This is a genomic window from Pontibacter saemangeumensis, from assembly GCF_039541895.1.
Classification (GTDB): Bacteria; Bacteroidota; Bacteroidia; order Cytophagales; family Hymenobacteraceae; genus Pontibacter; species Pontibacter saemangeumensis.
Window position 1 is genome coordinate 139,190 of the sequence record NZ_BAABHC010000004.1, and the last position, 18,214, is coordinate 157,403.

Here is an 18,214-nt window from a genome sequence, read left to right on the forward strand (position 1 = left end):
GCGGAAATCATATATGACACAGCGTTCAGGTATCCTAATCTCATATATAAAGTAGCGTCGATATCCTGCTACGCGCTCATTTAAACAGCTTTTTTTCTATTGATATTCTTCTTTGTCCACTGACACAGGCGCACCCGTGTCTGACACAACCGTTCCGCCTTTGATGCGGATGATGCGCTGCGTTTTCTCGGCCAGTTCCAGGTCATGCGTGACCAGCACCAGCGTAGTGCCCGACTCCCGGTTCAGATCGAACAGCAGTTGCTCTACTTTCTGGCCGGTCTCCTCGTCCAGGTTACCGGTGGGCTCATCCGCGAAAAGGATGGTGGGCCTGTTTGAGAAAGCCCTGGCCAGCGACACGCGCTGCTGCTCACCGCCCGAAAGCTGCGTGGGGTAGTGGTCGTGGCGCTCAGCCAGCCCTACGCGCCCTAGTAGTTCCATTGCCTGCCGCTGCACGTTCCGCTCGCCGCGCAGCTCCAGCGGAACCATCACGTTCTCCAGCGCCGTCAGTGTCGGGATCAACTGGAAGTTCTGAAAAATAAAACCGACGTACTGGTTGCGCACCTGCGCCCGCTCGTCTTCCGACAAGTTATCGAGTTTCACACCGTTCAGGACAACAGAGCCGGAACTGGCCCTGTCGAGGCCGGCGCAAAGGCCGAGCAGCGTTGTCTTGCCGCTGCCCGACGGGCCGACAATGGAGCAGGTGTCCCCCGCCTGCAGGGAAAAGTTGATGCCCTGAAGCACTGTCAGGTGACGATCGCCGCTGTCGTAGGTTTTAGTTAAATCTTTTATATCGAGTATTATAGACACGCCTGGTAGTTTAATTAAGTAGTAGGTGATGCACGAAAGCCAAAAGGATATATGATAAATTTAATCTTTAAACCAAATAACTCTTATGGCACGTTATTAGTTTTAAGCTTAGAAGTATAAATTTAGCAAACATAGTGCGAGACTGATGATTAAGAAGAAATATTTTATGCTTTACCTGGCGGCAGTGCTGGCGTTGTACGGTTGTGGCGATATAGAGAAAGCAGAACGCACCGAGGCCGGGCAGGAGGCGCAAGCAGGCGCAATCACTCCCAGGGCGGGTACCGAAAAATCTGAGACCAAGACCATCCTGTTTTTTGGGAACAGCCTGACGGCGGGATATGGGTTGGAGCCGGATCAGGCTTTCCCGGCCCTCATACAGGAGCGCATCGACTCGCTTGATCTGCCTTACAAAGTGATAAACGCGGGTGTCAGCGGTGAAACGACAGCGGGCGGCAAAGGCCGGATCGATTGGTTGCTGAAGCAGCCGGTGGATGTGTTTGTACTGGAACTGGGGGCCAACGACGGCCTGCGGGGGATCAAGACAGAGGAGACGTACAGCAACCTGAAAGCCATCATCGAAAAGGTGCGCAGCAAAAACCCCGAGGTGGAGATTTTACTGGCGGGGATGCAGATTCCACCGAGCATGGGCCAGCAGTACACCCAGGATTTCCGGGACGTATACACCCGGCTGGCGGAGGAAGAACAGGTGGGGCTTATTCCTTTCCTGTTAGAGGGCGTGGCCGGAAACCGCGAGTTGAACCAGGGCGACGGCATCCATCCCACCGTGGAGGGGCAGAAGATTTTGGCAGACAACGTCTGGGCAATACTGGAACCGGTTATCCTGGAAGATACGCCGGTGGCGAGCTCATGACTTTAAAAAATAAAACGGATTTTTAGCTTCTTCTACAACATTTGATACCTTGCGCCGTTATATGAGTGGCTAAAAGTTGAAATTTTATTTCAGGAAAACAGCAGCGGTTCCCTTTATCAGGAGCTGCTGCTGTTTTTTTTCTTTAGGGCTGGCGGTAGCTCAACCTCGTATATATGGCTGCAGCTTTTATAATAAACGCCATGCTGCCCCTTTCCACTTGCCTTATATATAGCTAAGGTTTAATCCTCATATCTCATTGTTTATCTTTGGTATCAGCTGTATAGCATAAATCCCAGACTGTCAAATTCACTATCTTATATACAGTATATAAAGTTGTCTCGCTATTTTTGTAGCTGATGCTCACATATTTATAGTTAGCGCGTTGCGGATGACGAAAAATATTTAAAAATTTATTTCATCTCAGGCAACCAAACCTCCGCTACCTTACATCTAAAGGTAAAAGAGCCACAAAGCTCCTGCGTTAAACCAGATCCAGATTATTTGATAAACCTTTACAGCGCGTGACAGAAGCAGAACTGATAGCAGGATGCCAAAGGGCAGACACCAAGGCGCAGAAGCTCCTGTACGAGCGCTTTGCCCCGCAAATGTACGGCGTGTGCCTGCGTTACCTCAAAAATGAGATGGACGCTGAAGAAGCACTGCTCAACGGGTTTATGAAGATTTACCAGTACATCGGCAAGTTCGAGGCAAAGGGAAGTTTTGAAGGCTGGGTGCGCCGCATTATGGTGAACGAGGCACTTGGGTTTTTACGAAAAAAAGAGCCCCTGCACCTGGCTATCGAAGACAACCACGTGCAGGTGGCCAGCACAGGCGGTGCCGACCAGGAACTGGCAGAGAACGAGCTGCTGGAGCTTTTAATGACTTTACCCGCTGGCTACCGGGCTGTATTTAACCTGTACGCCATTGAAGGATATGCCCATAAAGAGATCGCCGATATGCTTGGCATCACGGAAGGCACATCCAAGTCGCAGTTGAGCAAGGCCCGCGCCATGCTGCAGCGGCGGCTGACGGGCAAAGAGGCTATCGCTGTATAATGAAGGAGGAGAAGACCATGAGACCAGAAGACGTAGACAAGATATTCAAGGAGCGCCTGGGGAACACCTCCCCCACACCTCCCACCGACCTGTGGAACAGGCTGCAGGAGCGCATGCAGGCAGAAACTGCGCCACAGGAAGAAGAAACCAGGGTAATTCCACTGCTGGCAAGGGCCGAAACACGCACCACTACCTGGCTATACTCTTCCATTGCCGCCGCAGTATCGCTGGTGCTGTCGGTGGGTGTGGTCTTCTATAACATTCAAACCGGCACACCGGAGGTGAATGAGGTGCTGGCTGACAAATCAAAGACACTGGAGCTGCACGAAAAACCAGTTATCACCGCGGAGGCCCCTGAGATGACGGCTGATGCCGGAGCTACTACTGAAAAAGCCCCGAAAGAAAATAATTTGATTCCCCAGGCAACCGATGCCGCCCCTGCTGCATCTAACATTACAGAAGCGGATGCTAAACCGAATGCTGTAGCGAAGGCAACACCTAAAGTTGCGCATCTGAAACCAGCCAAAGCTATAGCAGCCAACAAACCCAAAGCGACAGTGCAGCCGGCCGTCGCATACAAAGCGTCCGAAAGAGCTGAGGAGCCCGCAGTAGCAGCACCGCAGCCAGCTGTGCAGCCTGCTTCGCTTGCCAGGGCAGCGGCCAATCTCAATGCGGAGCCCGTTGAGATCATTATCAAGCGCTCTGCAGCCTCGCCACCTGCCATGGCCTCGGCAGAAGAAGCCTCGAAAGGTTTGGATAAAAAGGCGAAGCTGGCCAAGAACATTTTCAAGCAGGTGCGCAACCTGGCCAGCGGCGAGAATGTGGAGCTTTCGGAAGTCGGCATCAACGCTGATAAGGTGGCGCTGAGTACGCATATCGGCAAACAGAAATTTTCAAAAGTTATCAATCTCTAACCCTACAAAACGATGAAACGAGTACTACTTCTCATGGCCATTTTCATGGCCACCGCTACCGGTGTGTTCGCTAAAGGCGATCTTACCGTAAGCCAGCGCCTCGGCAACGACCAGGACACCATCATCATCAAAATGGCGAACGGCGCAAAAATGATCCTGCAGCTGCAGAACATCCAACAGTTGAAGGCTTTCCAGAATTACAGCCTTGACTCGCTGATGCGCGAACTGAATAACTACGTGGAGCGGGTTGACCAGATGGAGAATTCCAACCCCGGTTCAAAGGACATGACAGTCACCTTTAAAGCCTCCGAATCAGAGGATGGAAAGGGCGGACAGGTGACCGTGACGGTGCAGGAAAACGACCCGCAGACCGGCGAAGTAAAAAAAGAGCGCCACGAGATCCGCATCAACAAAATATTCAAGATTGATGTGGAAGTGGAGGAAGACGGGGAAAACACAAAAGTAAACGTGGATGTGCCCACCAAAGCCGAACGAGACAGCACCCGACAGGCGCATCACGAGGAGCATTACAAGGCCACACGGTTCGGGTTTGACGTTGACCTCGGCCTCAATGCCTTCACGGGGGATGCCAACAACATCGTAGACCTGAAGCCGGGCGGATCGCGCTACGCAAGCTTAAACTGGCGTGTGAAGTCGCAGATCGGCGGCCGCAAGAGCCCATTCCACCTCGTATCGGGCCTAGAATTCGCTTTCAACAATTATATGTTCGACGATAACGTGATCGTAGAGGAAGAGGGCAACACCACTGTGTTCCGGGAGGTGGAGGAAGTGAACTTCGAGAAATCCAAGCTGACGCATTCTTCCATTAACCTGCCCCTGATGGCCACGCTGGAGTTTAAGCGGGAGAACGACAAAGACGGTTTCACGATAGGTGCCGGTCCATTTATAGGATACCGGCTGGGAAGCCACACGAAACAAAAGTATGAACTCGATGGCAGCACAGAGAAAGACAAGACACGCGACTCGTTTAACCTGAGCGATTTTCAGTACGGCATTGAAGGCGTGGTTGGGTACGGCGATCTGAACCTGTTCGCTAAATACAACATGAATGACCTCTTCAAAGAAAACCGTGGCATTCAGGCTAACGTTGTCAGCTTCGGGTTCCGTTTCTTCTACTAAGCCGTGTTTGAAAGTGAGGGATATAAAAAGAGGGGCCAGCAGCGCCCCTCTTTTTGCTTTATAGCGGGTTCCGCCTGAAGTTATCCATAATAATTGCCGCCGCCGTGGCCACGTTCAAGGACTCGGCTTTACCGAAAGCTGGAATTTTGATCAGTTGGTTTACCTGTGCCGCCACCTCCTGCCGCAGCCCGTTAGCCTCGTTGCCCAGCACCACAATCCCCTCCGGCTTCAGGTGCAAGGTGTGGATGCTTTCGCCTGCCAGGGAGGCGCCATATACCCTGAACCGGCCGCTGTGCTGCTGTAGCCACGAGGCCAGGTCAATGTAATGCACCTGCACCCGCGTGAATGAGCCCATCGAGGCGGCGATCACCTTCGGGTTGTACAAGTCGGCGCAGGTTTCGGAGCAGATGATTTTGCCGATGCCGTACCAGTCGGCAATGCGGACAATGGTACCAAGGTTGCCCGGGTCCCGTATGTCGTCTAAAGCGATCACCAGCTCACTGGCGTTTACCCGCAGTGGTGGCAGCTGCGGCATACGCGCCACGGCAAGCGCGGCGTTGTTGCTGGCGAAGGAGCCCGCTTTCACCAGTTCCTCCTCTGTCACCACATCAAACGCAAGGCCCTCGGGGAGGCTCTCCCTGTGTTGGCTGTAAAATGACTCTGTCATGAAAACGTATTCCAGCTCAAAATCGGCACGGAGCAGTTCCAGTACGCTTTTGGCCCCTTCTACCACAAAGGCTTTGTGTTGGCTGCGGTATTTTTTTAATTGCAGGGATTTGATATACTTTACAACTGCTTTAGACAACATAGTAGGCGATATAAGTTTGAAACCACGATTATACATATCTGTACTGGCATTTACAATGGCCTGCCTGCAAGCCTGCATTCCCACCAAATACCTGGGGGAGGACGAAAAGCTGCTGGTCAGTATCGCGCCAAAGGGACTGGAAGCCGTGGAACCCGGTGCCATCGAGGCACTGTACCAGCAGGAGCCTAACCGCCTCGTATTCGGATCGACGCCCTATCTGGCGCTTTACAATTTAGGTAAAAGGTTCTACGATCCGCAGAAGATACAGGAGCGCATTGAAAAGCAGGAAGCCAAACGCGACCGCAAGATAGCGGCGGCCGGCACCGACTCCACCAAGGTGGTGCGGCTGCGGACAAAGTTCGACAACCGCATCGACCGCCTGCAGGAGAACAAGAAGGAAGGGAACGTGCTGATGCAGATCGGGGAGCCTCCCGCCATATATGACTCTACCCTGATGGAAGAGACGATGGAACAGGTGGATATATACCTCAACTCAAAAGGCTACTTTAACCACCTCTCCAGTTATGAGAAGGAAGTGAAAAAGGACAAGCTGGTCTACATTACCCTCAACATCGAGGAAAACGCCCCCTACCGGTACACGGAGTTCAGCTATGACATCCCGGATTCCGCCATGCTGCGCCTGGTGAAGTCCACCGCTGACCGCTCACTGCTGCAACCTGGCGAGAAGTACGATGAAGAGGAGCTGAGCGCGGAGCGCGACCGCCTGTATGAGCTGATGAAAAACCGCGGCTACTACGACTTCGTGCGCGCCTATATCGAGTTTGAGGTGGACACCAGCTTTGCAGGCAGAACCGCGCAAGTCAAAACGATTATCCAGAATCCGGAGCAGGGAGTAAACCACCCGCTCTATACGATCAACAAGGTGTTCTTTAAAACTGATGCCGACCGTTTCGGCATCCCGCGGGACACGATCCGGTACGACGGGGTTCACTATGTCGCCTACAAGCACCGCTACTCCCCGCTTATCCTCGACAAGAAAGTAGACATCTACCCGGGGCAGCGGTACAGTCAGCTACGCACCTCCACCACACAGCGTAAACTGGCCGAGCTGGATGTGTTCCAGTTCAACAACGTGCTCTATAATAAAGCCGACGCCCCATCCGACTCCAGTTTTCAGCTTAACGCGTATATCAATGCGCTGCCTGCCAAGAAGTTTCAGGAAACGATCGAGCTGGGCCTTAACTTCACCGAGCGTACGCCCGGCCCGTTCTCCAGCGTCCGGTTGCGGGTGCGGAACCTGTTTGGCGGCGCCGAGAACCTGGATATCGGACTCAGAGGCGGAATTGAGGGCCAGATCAGCCTGGCCGACAACAACCAAACCGTGCTGATCCGGGAGTTCGGGGGGGACGTGGCCTTGTCTTTCCCCGTTATCCTGCTGCCTTTCACAAACAAGAACCTGCTGTCGGGCTACAGCCCGCGCACCCGCATCTACACCGGCTACACCAACAGCGACCGGCAGCAGTATATCCGCACAAACTACGAGCTGGGCCTGGATTATATATGGCAGGTGACGCGCAACCCGCTAAGGCCGCCCGTGATGCAGTTCATCTTCTCGCCTGTGAATCTCAACGTGGTGCAGGGAGAGATACTGGACCGTAATTTTGAGCGGAACCTGATCGCGAACAGCGAAGGCAGCCGCTCCTTGATCGAAAGTTTCTCCGACGGCATCATATCCTTTATCGGCTTCAACTTTATATATAACACAAACGATTTCACCCAGACCCGGAACGCCCGCTATTTCCGTGGGCTGGTGGAAGTGGGCGGACTGACGAAGGAGCTGGGGCTTGATTTGAGCAACAGCAATCTGCAGACGTTTCAGTATTTTAAGATCAACCCGGATTACCGCCGGTATATCCCGTTGGGCGGTTCCCGCTATTTCGTATACAGGCTGAACGCGGGTGTGGCCTCCCCTATTTTCGATTCTGAGATACTGCCCTATGAGAAGCATTTTTTCTCGGGCGGTGCCAGCAGCGTGCGGGCCTGGCAGTCGCGCCGGCTGGGGCTGGGCTCCTATGCCGCCGTCAAGCCTGTGGAGGAATCAGAGCCTTACCGCGTTGGCACCACCCGGGATTATGACTTGGAGCAGCCGGGCGAAGTGTTGGTGGAGGCGAACGTAGAGTACCGGTTCAATATCTTCAGCTTCCTGAACGGCGCGCTGTTTATGGATGCTGGTAACGTGTGGCTGCTGGAACCGGACAGCAACCGGCCCGGCGCTGATTTTAAGTTTAACCGGTTCTACAAAGAACTCGCTGTCGGCACCGGTTTCGGCCTGCGCCTGGATTTGTCGGTGCTGATTCTGCGCTTCGACCTGGCAACGAAAGTATATGACCCTGCCGGGCTATATGGGAACAAGTTTATCCTGAATGATTTCCGGTTTGGTGATTTCCTCACCCGAAACAACCAGAGCACCCTACAGATTGGCATCGGGTATCCTTTCTAACAAAGGACGCGCCTTGGCTGCGCCTCCCTATATATAAATTGAGTTTAGAAAGCGCCGCACACACCTGCGGCGCCTCTTTATCAGTAATTCAAAAGCTCTTCCATGGCTGCGGCTACCTTCGCTGCATTGGGGAGCATCATTTTTTCGAGCTCCACATTCAGCGGAACGGCCGGAAGGTTAGCCGCTCCTAAGGTATAGATGGGCGCGTCCAGTTGCTGGAAACAGTCTTTCGAAAGCCGCCCGGCCAGGGACTCCGCAAACGAGTTCAGCAGCGGCTCCTCCGTTAGCACGATTGCCTTGCCGTGGCGGGCGACAGATGCTTTGACTGCTTCATAATCGAGCGGGTTGAGGGTGCGCAGGTCCACTATTTCAATGGCCCCCGGGAACTGTTTGGAGGCTGCCTTTGCCCAGTATACGCCCATGCCGTATGTGATTACAGCCATGCTGTTGCCACGCCGCACTTCCTGCTCATCCGCCTGTTGCACGATGCTGGCCTTGCCCAGCGGAAGGATATAATGCTCATCCGGCTCCACCGTTTTGGCCTCCTCCGTTCCCGGCACCTTAGACCAGTAGATGCCCTTGTGCTCGAGCATCACCACCGGGTTTGGGTCCAGGAAAGCGGCTTTCATCAGGCCTTTCATGTCTGCGGCATTGCTGGGGTAGACTACTTTAATGCCGCGGATGTTCAGCAGCGTCGATTCGATACTGCCGGAATGGTAGGGGCCGCCCCCGCCGTAGGCGCCAATGGGCACCCGGATGAGCGACTGAACCGGGAACTGGCCTTTCGTCAGGTAGCAGCTTTTCGAGAGCTCCTCCACCAACTGGTTGATGCCCGGCCATATATAATCCGCGAACTGGATCTCCACAATCGCCTTAGCGCCCACTGCCGACATGCCCGCCGTGGAGCCGATGATGTAGGCCTCCTGGATCGGGGTGTTGAACACGCGGGTATCGCCGTATTTCTTTGCCAGCAGCGCGGCCTCCCGGAACACGCCACCCAACTTACCCCCCACATCCTGCCCGTAAAACAGTGCCTCCGGGTAAGCCCGCAGGATTTCGTCGACGGCATGAAGGGCCGCATCCACCATGGTGGCTTTTTCGGCACCGGCTGGGCTGCGCACCCCCTTTTGTTGGATGACAGGCGTAGGGGCGAATTCATGCTGATCAAAAGTCAGTGGATCCGGGGAAGGCGCTGCCAAAGCCCGTTCGTAGTCTTTCGCGACAGTCTCCCGCGCCTCCTGCTCCAGCGCATCAATCACTTCCGTAGCCACATAGGCTTCGAGCAGGATCTGTTGCATCAGCGGGATCGGATCATTGATGGCCTGTTTCTGCAGGTTTTCGCCCCGGTACCACTCCCTGCGGACGCCGGAGGTGTGATGGCCCAGCAAGGGCACTTTCGCATGCACCAGGACTGGCTTCCGCAGCTTTCGTGCATATTCAAACGCCACCCGCATTCCCTCATAGGACTCAACAAAATCAGCCCCGTTTACACGCAGGCGCTCCATGCCCTTGAATCCGGCAGCATATTCGTAGGCATCCATGGCGCGCATTTCCTTGCCGGTGGCCGATATGCCCCAATCGTTGTCCTGGACAAGGTATATGATCGGCAACCCTTTCAGCACGGCCATCTGGAAGGCCTCAGCCACTTCCCCCTCTGTCACGGCCCCATCGCCCAGGGAGCACAGCACAACCGGCTTCTCCCCCTCCGGCAGCAAACCCTGACCCTCCAGGTACGCAATGCCCTGTGCCATGCCGGTTGCCGGTATGGCCTGCATGCCGGTGGCAGAGCTCTGGTGCGGGATGGTAGGGAAACCGGAGCGCTTGAGGGCCGGGTGCCCGTAATAGGTGCGCCCCCCGGAAAACGGATCATCGGCCTTGGCCATGAGTTGCAGCATCAGTTCGTACGGCTGCAGGCCCATACCCAGCAGCAAGGAATCGTCGCGGTAATAGAGCGAGGCAAAATCGTAAGGCTGCAGTTGGAAAGCAGCAGCCAGTTGTATGGCTTCGTGGCCGCGGGAGGTGCTGTGCACGTACTTGCTGCAGGTCGCTTTGTTCTCTTCGTAGGTATCTGCCAGGGTTTTGGCAGTTAACATCAGTTTATATGCTTTTTTTAGCAGATCAACGTGCAGCCTTTCGGCTGCCATAGTCCCTTTTGGCATAGATTTGTATCGGTTTTCAACAAGGTACGAGTTTCCGGTATGGAAGTAAAATGTGCCGCCACGCGCGGTACTCCCGTCTTTATTAGGTAATTTTGCCACAAATCAGACGAAGCATATATGAATTTAATAGGCCTTCAAAAAGCTGCCGGCTTTCCTGTAGAAGTTTGCAACAGAAGGTGTCTTGCGTTGTCCCTTTGTCATTTTCATATTTTGAAATCTTTTTTCCGTGAGCATGTTTAGAGCCAAAGTAGAGGCGTTTATGCGCCAGTTTCAGAAAGACCTTTGCCGGGACCTGGAGACCTGCGACGGCGGTGCCACCTTCAGTTCGGACGAATGGCAGCATGAGACAGGCGGCGGTGGCATCTCACGCGTGATAGAGGGCGGGAATGTGCTGGAGAAGGGCGGAGTGAATTTTTCGGCGGTGCAGGGAGAGCTCTCCCCCGCTTTCCTGAAAATGCTGCAGATGCCTGATCCGGCGTATTTTGCCACTGGCGTGTCGGTTGTGATGCACCCCCACAGTCCGATGGTGCCGATCACGCACATGAATGTGCGCTATTTTGAGGCAGGCAACGGGCAGGCCTGGTTCGGTGGCGGCATCGACCTGACGCCTATCTACCTGGATCTGAAACAGGCCCGGGAATTCCATGAGCAGATGAAGGCGGTCTGTGATAAACACCACCCCTCATATTACCCGGAGTTTAAGAAGTGGGCCGACGATTATTTTTACAACGAGCACCGCGAGGAGACCCGGGGCGTAGGCGGCATCTTCTTCGACCGGCTGTCGGCCACCGACGAGATCAGCCTGGAGGACCGCTTTGCGTTTGTGAAGGATGTAGCCTACGCTTTCGCGCCTTTTTACACTGCCATCATGAATCAGAACCGCGACCTGCCTTATGGGGAGCGCGAGAAACAGTGGCAGTTGCTGCGCCGGGGCCGCTATGTGGAGTTTAACCTGGTATATGACCGCGGTACCAAGTTCGGGCTGCTGACGAAAGGACGCATTGAGTCTATCCTGATGAGCCTGCCGACAAACGCTTCGTGGCTCTATAACTTCAAACCGGAACCGGGAAGCCCGGAGGCCCAGATGCAGGATTACCTGAAGAAGGATATCGACTGGCTTAACGTGCAGTAACCGCATGGAAGAACTGGAGGAACTTGACCAGGAGGTGTTTCTATACCTCAACGACATGCACAGCCCGTTTTGGGACAATGCGATGCTGTTTGTGTCGAATAAGTACGTCTGGATTCCTTGTTACCTGGCACTTATCATATACCTTGTCTGGCGCTACCGGAAGCAGAGTATCCCGATGCTGCTCCTGGCGATTGTGGCAGTAGGGCTGGCAGACTTTATCGCCTCCGGCGTGTTCAAGCCTTTCTTCGCCCGCCTCCGCCCCTGCCACGACCCGGAACTGTCGGATGTGGTGAATCTGGTGAAAGGGTGTGGCGGCCGGTTTGGCTTTATGTCCTCGCACGCGTCTACCGGCTTCGCCCTTGCGGTCTTTTTCAACCTCATCCTCCCGGACCGCTACCTTGTTTTCAAGATCATACTCGTCGTCTGGGCAGTAGTTGTGTCGTACAGCCGCATTTACCTGGGGGTGCACTACCCGGGCGATACGATTGGGGGCGCTTTGCTAGGGGCTTTTCTGGCCTACTGCTGCTCACTTGGATATACTATCCTTTTGAACAAATATCCTTCGCTCGTGCGTTAAACCTTTACAGCAAGAAGCTGTTCTCTCAGGGATTACTCAACAGCAACAGGTTGCAACGCTATAACTTCTATTTCTTTTCCATACTACTGCTTCTCTACGCTGTTGCACCCGCAGCGGCGCAGAACAGCTACATACTCTCCGGCCGGGTGGTGGATGCTGAGACAGGTGAAGGCCTGGCCGGTGCGCTCGTGGCCATGAAGGAACGCAGCAGCCTTGGTACGACCACCGATGCGACCGGTGCCTATACCTTTGCTGCCCCGGCAGGCAGCTATACCCTCCTCGCACAGTACATTGGCTATCGCACCACCGAGCAGCAACTGGAGCTGAACCAGAGCCTGCAGCTTAACATAACATTAGCACCGGTTACCTATGATGTGCAGGAGGTGGAAGTGATTGCGGAGCGGCTACAACCCATAACGGAAACTTCTGCGATGGGGCAACTGGAGCTTCCGATAGAATCCATTAAAACGCTCCCCGTTCTTTTTGGGGAGGTGGATATCTTGAAAACGGTGCAGCTGCTGCCGGGTGTGCAGTCGGGCGGCGAGGGCAATACCGGCTTCTATGTGCGCGGCGGCGGGGCCGACCAGAACCTGGTGCTGCTCGACAAAGCGATCGTTTACAACCCCGGGCACCTGTTCAACTTCTTCTCTGTCTTCAACAGCGACGCTATTGAAAACACCACCATCATCAAAGGGAACATGCCCGCCCGCTACGGTGGCCGTCTCTCCTCCGTGCTCGATATCGAAAGCAGGGACGGCGACATGCTGGATTTCAGGGCGGATGGCGGGATCGGGCTTATTGCCTCGCGGCTGACGGTGCAGGGGCCGCTGCTGGAGGATAAGACAGCTTTCATTTTTTCCGGCCGCCGCACCTATATAGATGCTTTGCTCAACCCCTTCCTGGAGAACACGGAGCAGGGCGGTGTGCCATACCGGTTTTATGATCTCAACGGGAAGCTGCAGTACAACCTGACGGAGCGGGATGAACTGTCGCTGAGCGGCTACTATGGACGCGATGTGGGAAAGCTACGGCTCTCAGACGGCCGCTTTACCTCTGATTTCTTCTGGGGAAACGCCACCGCCACCGCCCGCTGGAATCACCGGTTCAGTGATAAGTTGCAGATGGATGTGAGCGGGGTGCTGAGCAATTATGACTTTCAGTTTTCATGGGACTTCGGCGGCTACAATACCCTTTTGCAGACGGGGGTGCGTGATTATTCCGCCAACATCGACTTCAATTATATCCCAAACGTACGCCACCACCTCCAGTATGGGGTGCAATACACCTACCACACGCTCCGCCCACGCACGGGAGAGGCCGAGGGCGAGGCGGGAGAGCTTTTCGGGACAGACCGCGTTTTGCCTAAATATGGCCACGAACGGGCCCTATATATATCTGACGATTGGAATGTGACAGACAAACTGCTGGTAAGCCTGGGGCTGCGCAACAGCTATTTTACACAGGTGGGCCCCTTTAGCTATTACCAGTTTAACGAAAATCAGCTCGTTACAGACTCTACCGCCTATGGTAGCGGCGATGCCGTGAAGACATACAGCGCACTGGAGCCGCGGGTGTCGGTGCGGTACCTGCTGGGCAGGGAAGCCTCTCTGAAAGCCGGTTTCACGAAATCGGCCCAGTACCTGCACCTGGTTTCCAATGCCTATACCACCCTTCCCCTCGATGTGTGGGTGCCAAGCTCCGCCATCGTCAAACCGCAGCGAGCCACGCAATATGCCCTGGGCTATTTTAAAAGCTTCGCAAAAAACCAGTATGAGGGGTCAATAGAAGTTTATTACAAAGACCTGCAGAATCAGTTGGAATACCGGGAAGGCTTTGCGCCCGGGCCAAGCAACCGCGATCTGGAATATGAGTTTGTGCGCGGCAGCGGCGAGTCCTATGGCATGGAGCTCTTCCTGCGGAAAAACTACGGCGACCTGCAGGGCTGGATCGGGTATACCCTGTCCAAAACCACGCGACAGTTTCCGGACCTGAACAACGGGGATGTATTTCCGGCCCGCTACGACCGCCGACACGACCTGTCTGTGGTGGGCAGCTACCGCTACAGCAGCCGCTGGACCTTTGGAGGCACCTTTGTGTTTGGCACCGGCCAGGCCACCACGCTGCCCGAGCGGCGTTACTACCTGGAAGGAACGGTAAATTATCAGTACGGCGACCGCAACAGCTTCCGGATGCAGCCCACGCACCGCCTCGACCTCTCCGCCACGCGCGAAGGCAAGGAGCGGGAGCATATAAAATCAAGCTGGACCTTTTCGATCTACAACGTATATGGCCGCCGAAACCCATTCCTGTATTATGTCGACAACGAAGGCAGCACGGCAAACCAGAACGTGAAGCTGCAGGCCAAGAAAGTTTCCATCATCCCGTTCCCGCTGCCATCCGTCACATGGAACTTTAGCTGGAAGTAACTATGAACAGAGCACATTATTTATATATGCTTTTGATGCTCGTGCTGCTGGGGAGCTGTGAGCAGGACCTGACGATTGAGCTGCCGGCAGGGAGTGAGAAGCTGGTGGTGGAAGGCCATATAGAGCAGGGCACTCCCCCATTCGTTGTACTGACCCGCACCGTCCCCGTGTTTTCAGAAATATCGCTGGCCTCGCTGGAGGAGAGTTTTGTGCATGGGGCGCAGGTAAAGGTTACGGTGCAGGGACAGGAGTTTATATTGGATGAAGTGCCCTCTGCGGCCTTCTCCGAGGAACTGCGGGAAGTGGTGAGCGTGCAGCTGGGCATTTCCGAGGCGCTTTTAAGTGGCAACACCGGGTTCCTATTTTATGTTTACACCACCGATGAACTCCTTGGGGAACTGGGAGAAAGTTACGGATTGAACATCCAGCACGGGAACCAGACGCTCACGGCTGTCACCACTATCCCGCAGCTCAACCCGATAGACTCCCTTTGGCTCGAGCCACATCCGGACCAGCAGCAGGATAGCCTGAAGACACTGTATTACCGCTACATCGACCCTGACACGCTGGGAAACAGCATCCGCTACTTTACCAAGCGCAACAGCGAGCCTTTCTATCCCGGCCTCTTCACCTCCGTATTCAACGATGAGCTTGTAAACGGCCGAATGATCAGTTTTCCGCTGGACCGCGGTGAGCCAAAGGGGCAGCAGGAAATAGACATGGATTTATATAGCTATTTTGGTGTAGGCGATACCATCACTATTCGCTGGGCTGCTATCGATCTGCCGCACTACCGCTTCTGGTTCAGCCTTGAAAACGAGCAGAACAGCAATGGCAGTCCCATCGGCACCCCCAACATCACCCAATCCAACATACAGGGGGGACTCGGTATCTGGGGCGGCTACGGAGTCACCTACCACAGGATCATTGTTGAATAAAAAAGAATATCATCTGGCATCACCGATCAATTAAGCGACCCTGTTCCCGAAGTTATATATAGAATTACCTCCCCAGCAGCCTTGCCACGTACTTTCCGATAATGTCGAATTCCAGGTTTACGGAGTCGCCGGGCTTTACGTGCTGCAGGTTGGTGTGCTGAAAGGTATAGGGAATAATGGCAACCGAAAAAGCGTCTTCTTTTGAGTTCACCACCGTCAGGCTGATGCCGTTCACGCAGATAGAGCCTTTCTCGACGGTAACGTTGCCTTTGCCCGCGTCATAGCGGAAGGTAAACAACCAACTACCGTTCTCATCTTCCACCGATTCACATACAGCCGTCTGATCTACGTGCCCCTGCACCACATGCCCGTCGAAGCGTCCGTTTGCCTGCATACAGCGTTCCAGGTTCATCATATCCCCTGCTTCCAGGCTGTTCAGGTTAGTCTTCTGCAGCGTCTCATCGATGGCCGTCACCGTATATTCGTCCCCGTTGATCCCCACCACCGTCAGGCATACCCCGTTGTGCGCCACGCTCTGGTCTATCTTCAACTCGTTGGTGAAGGGAGCGGATATGGTAAAATGCTTGTTCGTGTTTTCCTGCCGGATTGCAGTTATCCGCCCTAACGTCTCTATGATTCCTGTAAACATGATTCCTGTGCTTGGTTTTTAATCGTTATCTGAAGCAGTGACTGCCGGATGAGCTTACCTGCATCTCAGACGCATCAAAAATAACAGCTTTCCCTGGCTTATGTTCTCCTTGTCAATTTTAAAAGTTAATGTCCGGTTTAAGAGGCATTTTAAAGGAGGTATGCTTATTTTCGCAAACAAGTGTTTCAAGGACTGGTAATATAGGGTATATAGATACGATTAGATGCAAACAGACTCGTACAGACACAAAGGCATGCGCCGGGGATTGATAAAAGTATTGCAGGAAAAAGGCATTCGCGACCCCCGCGTTCTGGCTGCTGTTGAGGCTGTTCCACGACACTTCTTTTTCGAAAAGGCCTTCCTGGAGCAGGCGTACCAGGACAAAGCTTTCCCGATCGGCGAAGGGCAAACCATCTCGCAGCCTTACACCGTGGCCTTTCAGACGGAGCTGATGCAGCTAAAACCGACTGACAGGGTGCTTGAAATCGGAACAGGCTCTGGTTATCAATGCGCCGTGCTGTTGCAACTCACCCAGCAGGTATACACCATTGAGTATAACCGCCCACTGTATGAAAAAGCGGTCATGTTCTTTAAGAAATATGGCTTGAAGCCCCACACTTTCCACGGAGATGGATCGGAGGGTTTGCCGGCACATGCGCCTTACGACAAGATCATCGTGACGGCCGGGGCACCGGGAGTGCCCAGGAGCCTCGTGCGGCAGCTGACGCTCGGGGGTTCTCTCATCATCCCGGTCGGAAATGAGAAAAGCCAGAAAATGATGCGGATTACGCGCGTAGAAGAAGGTGAATTCACCAGGGAAGAGTTTCACAGCTTCAAGTTCGTTCCGCTGCTTGGCAAATCAGGCTGGGACTCCACCTTATAAAAAGGCCGCCTCAAGATTTGGTGCCCGGAACAGGATGCGTTGGGTAAGTATATTTCCTCCTTACCGGATTGCCGTGTATCTTTGTGGCCTCAAACAAGCATCGGTTTCATGCGCAAAGCAAAAAAAGTACAAGACTCTTACGTGATCATGACGGAGCTGGTGTTGCCAAACGACACAAACACCCTGCACAACCTGATGGGTGGCCGTATGATGCATTGGATGGACATCGTCTCCGCCATCTCAGCCCAGAAACACTCGAACCGGATTGTCGTTACGGCTTCCGTCGATAACGTGTCTTTTAAGGAGAGCATCAGGCTGGGAAACGTGGTGACGCTAGAGGCCAAGGTTACGCGTGCTTTCAACTCCTCCATGGAAGTACATATTGTGGTGTATGCAGAGGATATACCGAGCGGCAGGAAAGTCATGTCTAACCAGGCGTTTTTCACTTTTGTGGCGGTCGACCAGTTAGGCAACCCGATTGACGTGCCGGAAGCAGTGCCTGAGACGGAGGAGGAAGTGAAGTTATATGACGGAGCGCTTCGCCGGCGACAGCTACGCCTGGTGCTGGCAGGCCGCATGAAACCAAGTGAAGCAAAGGAATTGAAATCTATTTTTGAAATTAAAGAAGACGCGCAAGGAATCGGATAGTATATGGCAGGATTGCAGGCAGACGATATCAATGAGGAGTTCCTGAAAAACTTCTTCTCAGAAACCATCTATATGGTAGCGGGAGAAGCGCATGCCCCTGTCTCGGCAGAGGAGCTTCCGATGCCGCCTGCTCCGGAAGTTGCAAAAGTGTCAGATGAAAAACCGAAGCCAGCCGTCAGAAACCTGATCACGGACCACAAGCCGATTTCAACGCCGGTCATTCCGCATGTCCCGATCCCGCCTGTTCCTGCTAAATACAAAGTGGCGGGCGCAAACGACAAGGGTGTAGTGGTGCTTGTCACTGTCTCAGATGAAGAATTTGAAAAATTGCCACAGCTTTCATTTTTACAGAAAATCTTAGGGGCCATAGGGTTGAAACCTACAGATGTCGCCTATGTCAACAACCTGTCGGGGGCTACCGTTAAGTTCGAGGACCTGCAGCAGGAACTACAGCTAAGCTATATCATCAGTTTCGCCAGCCGCCTCGACACTGCGCTGCCGCACGATAAATTCACCTTATACCACCCCGTGATGCTGGGTGATGTACCAGTTGTCTTCTCTCATGCCCTGGCCAAGTTGGAGCACGATGTGGAGCAAAAGAAATTACTGTGGAATGTCCTGCAGCAGGTATTTCTGTAAAAGAAGCAGCGTATAGATCACAGGCACACCCGGCTATATATAAATTCTTATATTAAGCTTCAGCAGACGTCATATATCATATATATATCACAAAAGCAGCGGCCTTC

The 18,214-nt window shown here is 53.8% G+C and carries 16 protein-coding genes; 12 read left to right on the forward strand and 4 right to left on the reverse strand.

The annotated features are described in order from the left end of the window. Positions 1 to 96: 96 nt before the first annotated feature. Positions 97 to 807: an ABC transporter ATP-binding protein gene (locus tag ABD920_RS05200; protein ID WP_345157297.1), complete on the reverse strand. Its 711-nt coding sequence runs from the start codon at positions 805 to 807 to the stop codon at positions 97 to 99. Positions 808 to 952: 145 nt separating this feature from the next. Between ABD920_RS05200 and ABD920_RS05205 the strand changes: the two genes are divergently transcribed. The 4 genes from ABD920_RS05205 to ABD920_RS05220 all read left to right on the forward strand — a co-directional run bounded on the left by ABD920_RS05205 (position 953) and on the right by ABD920_RS05220 (position 4,787). Continuing rightward, positions 953 to 1,678 carry an arylesterase gene (locus ABD920_RS05205; protein WP_345157298.1) on the forward strand — a complete coding sequence of 242 codons (726 nt, stop codon included), beginning with the start codon at positions 953 to 955 and terminating at the stop codon, positions 1,676 to 1,678. Between the two features lie 521 nt (positions 1,679 to 2,199). Beyond that, positions 2,200 to 2,733 carry an RNA polymerase sigma factor gene (locus ABD920_RS05210; protein ID WP_345157299.1) on the forward strand — a complete coding sequence of 178 codons (534 nt, stop codon included), beginning with the start codon at positions 2,200 to 2,202 and terminating at the stop codon, positions 2,731 to 2,733. A gap of 17 nt (positions 2,734 to 2,750) precedes the next feature. After that, entirely contained in the window at positions 2,751 to 3,647 is an 897-nt protein-coding gene (locus tag ABD920_RS05215) for a hypothetical protein (protein WP_345157300.1), read from the forward strand. A 12-nt stretch (positions 3,648 to 3,659) separates the two neighbouring features. Beyond that, positions 3,660 to 4,787 carry an outer membrane beta-barrel protein gene (locus ABD920_RS05220; protein ID WP_345157301.1) on the forward strand — a complete coding sequence of 376 codons (1,128 nt, stop codon included), beginning with the start codon at positions 3,660 to 3,662 and terminating at the stop codon, positions 4,785 to 4,787. Between the two features lie 58 nt (positions 4,788 to 4,845). Here ABD920_RS05220 and ABD920_RS05225 read toward each other — a convergent pair whose 3' ends face one another. Continuing rightward, the gene (locus ABD920_RS05225; RefSeq protein ID WP_345157302.1) at positions 4,846 to 5,595 is read right to left on the reverse strand and encodes a TrmH family RNA methyltransferase; all 750 of its coding nucleotides are present in this window, start codon (positions 5,593 to 5,595) and stop codon (positions 4,846 to 4,848) included. A gap of 16 nt (positions 5,596 to 5,611) precedes the next feature. Between ABD920_RS05225 and tamL the strand changes: the two genes are divergently transcribed. Then, positions 5,612 to 8,056 carry a translocation and assembly module lipoprotein TamL gene (gene tamL, locus ABD920_RS05230; RefSeq protein ID WP_345157303.1) on the forward strand — a complete coding sequence of 815 codons (2,445 nt, stop codon included), beginning with the start codon at positions 5,612 to 5,614 and terminating at the stop codon, positions 8,054 to 8,056. A gap of 80 nt (positions 8,057 to 8,136) precedes the next feature. Here the strand turns inward: tamL and ABD920_RS05235 are convergent, their stop codons facing one another. After that, positions 8,137 to 10,149, reverse strand: coding sequence for an alpha-ketoacid dehydrogenase subunit alpha/beta (locus tag ABD920_RS05235; RefSeq protein WP_345157304.1), 2,013 nt, complete (start codon positions 10,147 to 10,149; stop codon positions 8,137 to 8,139). Positions 10,150 to 10,447: 298 nt separating this feature from the next. Between ABD920_RS05235 and hemF the strand changes: the two genes are divergently transcribed. The 4 genes from hemF to ABD920_RS05255 are packed head-to-tail and all read left to right on the forward strand — an operon-like array spanning position 10,448 to position 15,288. After that, positions 10,448 to 11,347 (forward strand): oxygen-dependent coproporphyrinogen oxidase, encoded by a 900-nt coding sequence (gene hemF, locus ABD920_RS05240; RefSeq protein ID WP_345157607.1) that lies wholly within the window; start codon positions 10,448 to 10,450, stop codon positions 11,345 to 11,347. A 4-nt stretch (positions 11,348 to 11,351) separates the two neighbouring features. Beyond that, positions 11,352 to 11,924 (forward strand): phosphatase PAP2 family protein, encoded by a 573-nt coding sequence (locus tag ABD920_RS05245; protein WP_345157305.1) that lies wholly within the window; start codon positions 11,352 to 11,354, stop codon positions 11,922 to 11,924. 50 nt (positions 11,925 to 11,974) lie between these two features. Continuing rightward, positions 11,975 to 14,350: a TonB-dependent receptor gene (locus tag ABD920_RS05250; protein ID WP_345157306.1), complete on the forward strand. Its 2,376-nt coding sequence runs from the start codon at positions 11,975 to 11,977 to the stop codon at positions 14,348 to 14,350. A gap of 2 nt (positions 14,351 to 14,352) precedes the next feature. After that, positions 14,353 to 15,288 (forward strand): DUF4249 family protein, encoded by a 936-nt coding sequence (locus ABD920_RS05255; protein ID WP_345157307.1) that lies wholly within the window; start codon positions 14,353 to 14,355, stop codon positions 15,286 to 15,288. A 64-nt stretch (positions 15,289 to 15,352) separates the two neighbouring features. On the opposite strand, the gene ABD920_RS05260 is transcribed toward ABD920_RS05255, so the two are convergent. After that, on the reverse strand, positions 15,353 to 15,937 hold the full coding sequence (locus ABD920_RS05260; protein ID WP_345157309.1) for a riboflavin synthase: 585 nt from the start codon (positions 15,935 to 15,937) through the stop codon (positions 15,353 to 15,355). Between the two features lie 223 nt (positions 15,938 to 16,160). Here ABD920_RS05260 and ABD920_RS05265 point away from each other — a divergent pair, with 223 nt between their 5' ends. From ABD920_RS05265 to ABD920_RS05275, 3 genes are all read left to right on the forward strand, one after another. Continuing rightward, the gene (locus ABD920_RS05265) at positions 16,161 to 16,820 is read left to right on the forward strand and encodes a protein-L-isoaspartate(D-aspartate) O-methyltransferase (protein WP_345157310.1); all 660 of its coding nucleotides are present in this window, start codon (positions 16,161 to 16,163) and stop codon (positions 16,818 to 16,820) included. Between the two features lie 108 nt (positions 16,821 to 16,928). Continuing rightward, complete coding sequence (locus tag ABD920_RS05270) at positions 16,929 to 17,468, forward strand: acyl-CoA thioesterase (protein WP_345157311.1); 540 nt, start codon at positions 16,929 to 16,931, stop codon at positions 17,466 to 17,468. Positions 17,469 to 17,471: 3 nt separating this feature from the next. Further along, positions 17,472 to 18,107: a hypothetical protein gene (locus tag ABD920_RS05275; protein WP_345157313.1), complete on the forward strand. Its 636-nt coding sequence runs from the start codon at positions 17,472 to 17,474 to the stop codon at positions 18,105 to 18,107. Positions 18,108 to 18,214 lie beyond the last annotated feature (107 nt).

What these genes read in the sequence shown, in the direction of transcription:
- ABD920_RS05205 (WP_345157298.1), top strand. Translation starts at nt 953, where the DNA reads ATGATTAAGAAGAAATATTTTATGCTTTACCTGGCGGCAGTGCTGGCG.
- ABD920_RS05215 (WP_345157300.1), top strand. Translation starts at nt 2,751, where the DNA reads ATGAGACCAGAAGACGTAGACAAGATATTCAAGGAGCGCCTGGGGAAC.
- ABD920_RS05220 (WP_345157301.1), top strand. Translation starts at nt 3,660, where the DNA reads ATGAAACGAGTACTACTTCTCATGGCCATTTTCATGGCCACCGCTACC.
- ABD920_RS05225 (WP_345157302.1), bottom strand. Translation starts at nt 5,595, where the DNA reads ATGTTGTCTAAAGCAGTTGTAAAGTATATCAAATCCCTGCAATTAAAA.
- ABD920_RS05235 (WP_345157304.1), bottom strand. Translation starts at nt 10,149, where the DNA reads ATGTTAACTGCCAAAACCCTGGCAGATACCTACGAAGAGAACAAAGCG.
- hemF (WP_345157607.1), top strand. Translation starts at nt 10,448, where the DNA reads ATGTTTAGAGCCAAAGTAGAGGCGTTTATGCGCCAGTTTCAGAAAGAC.
- ABD920_RS05245 (WP_345157305.1), top strand. Translation starts at nt 11,352, where the DNA reads ATGGAAGAACTGGAGGAACTTGACCAGGAGGTGTTTCTATACCTCAAC.
- ABD920_RS05255 (WP_345157307.1), top strand. Translation starts at nt 14,353, where the DNA reads ATGAACAGAGCACATTATTTATATATGCTTTTGATGCTCGTGCTGCTG.
- ABD920_RS05260 (WP_345157309.1), bottom strand. Translation starts at nt 15,937, where the DNA reads ATGTTTACAGGAATCATAGAGACGTTAGGGCGGATAACTGCAATCCGG.
- ABD920_RS05265 (WP_345157310.1), top strand. Translation starts at nt 16,161, where the DNA reads ATGCAAACAGACTCGTACAGACACAAAGGCATGCGCCGGGGATTGATA.
- ABD920_RS05270 (WP_345157311.1), top strand. Translation starts at nt 16,929, where the DNA reads ATGCGCAAAGCAAAAAAAGTACAAGACTCTTACGTGATCATGACGGAG.
- ABD920_RS05275 (WP_345157313.1), top strand. Translation starts at nt 17,472, where the DNA reads ATGGCAGGATTGCAGGCAGACGATATCAATGAGGAGTTCCTGAAAAAC.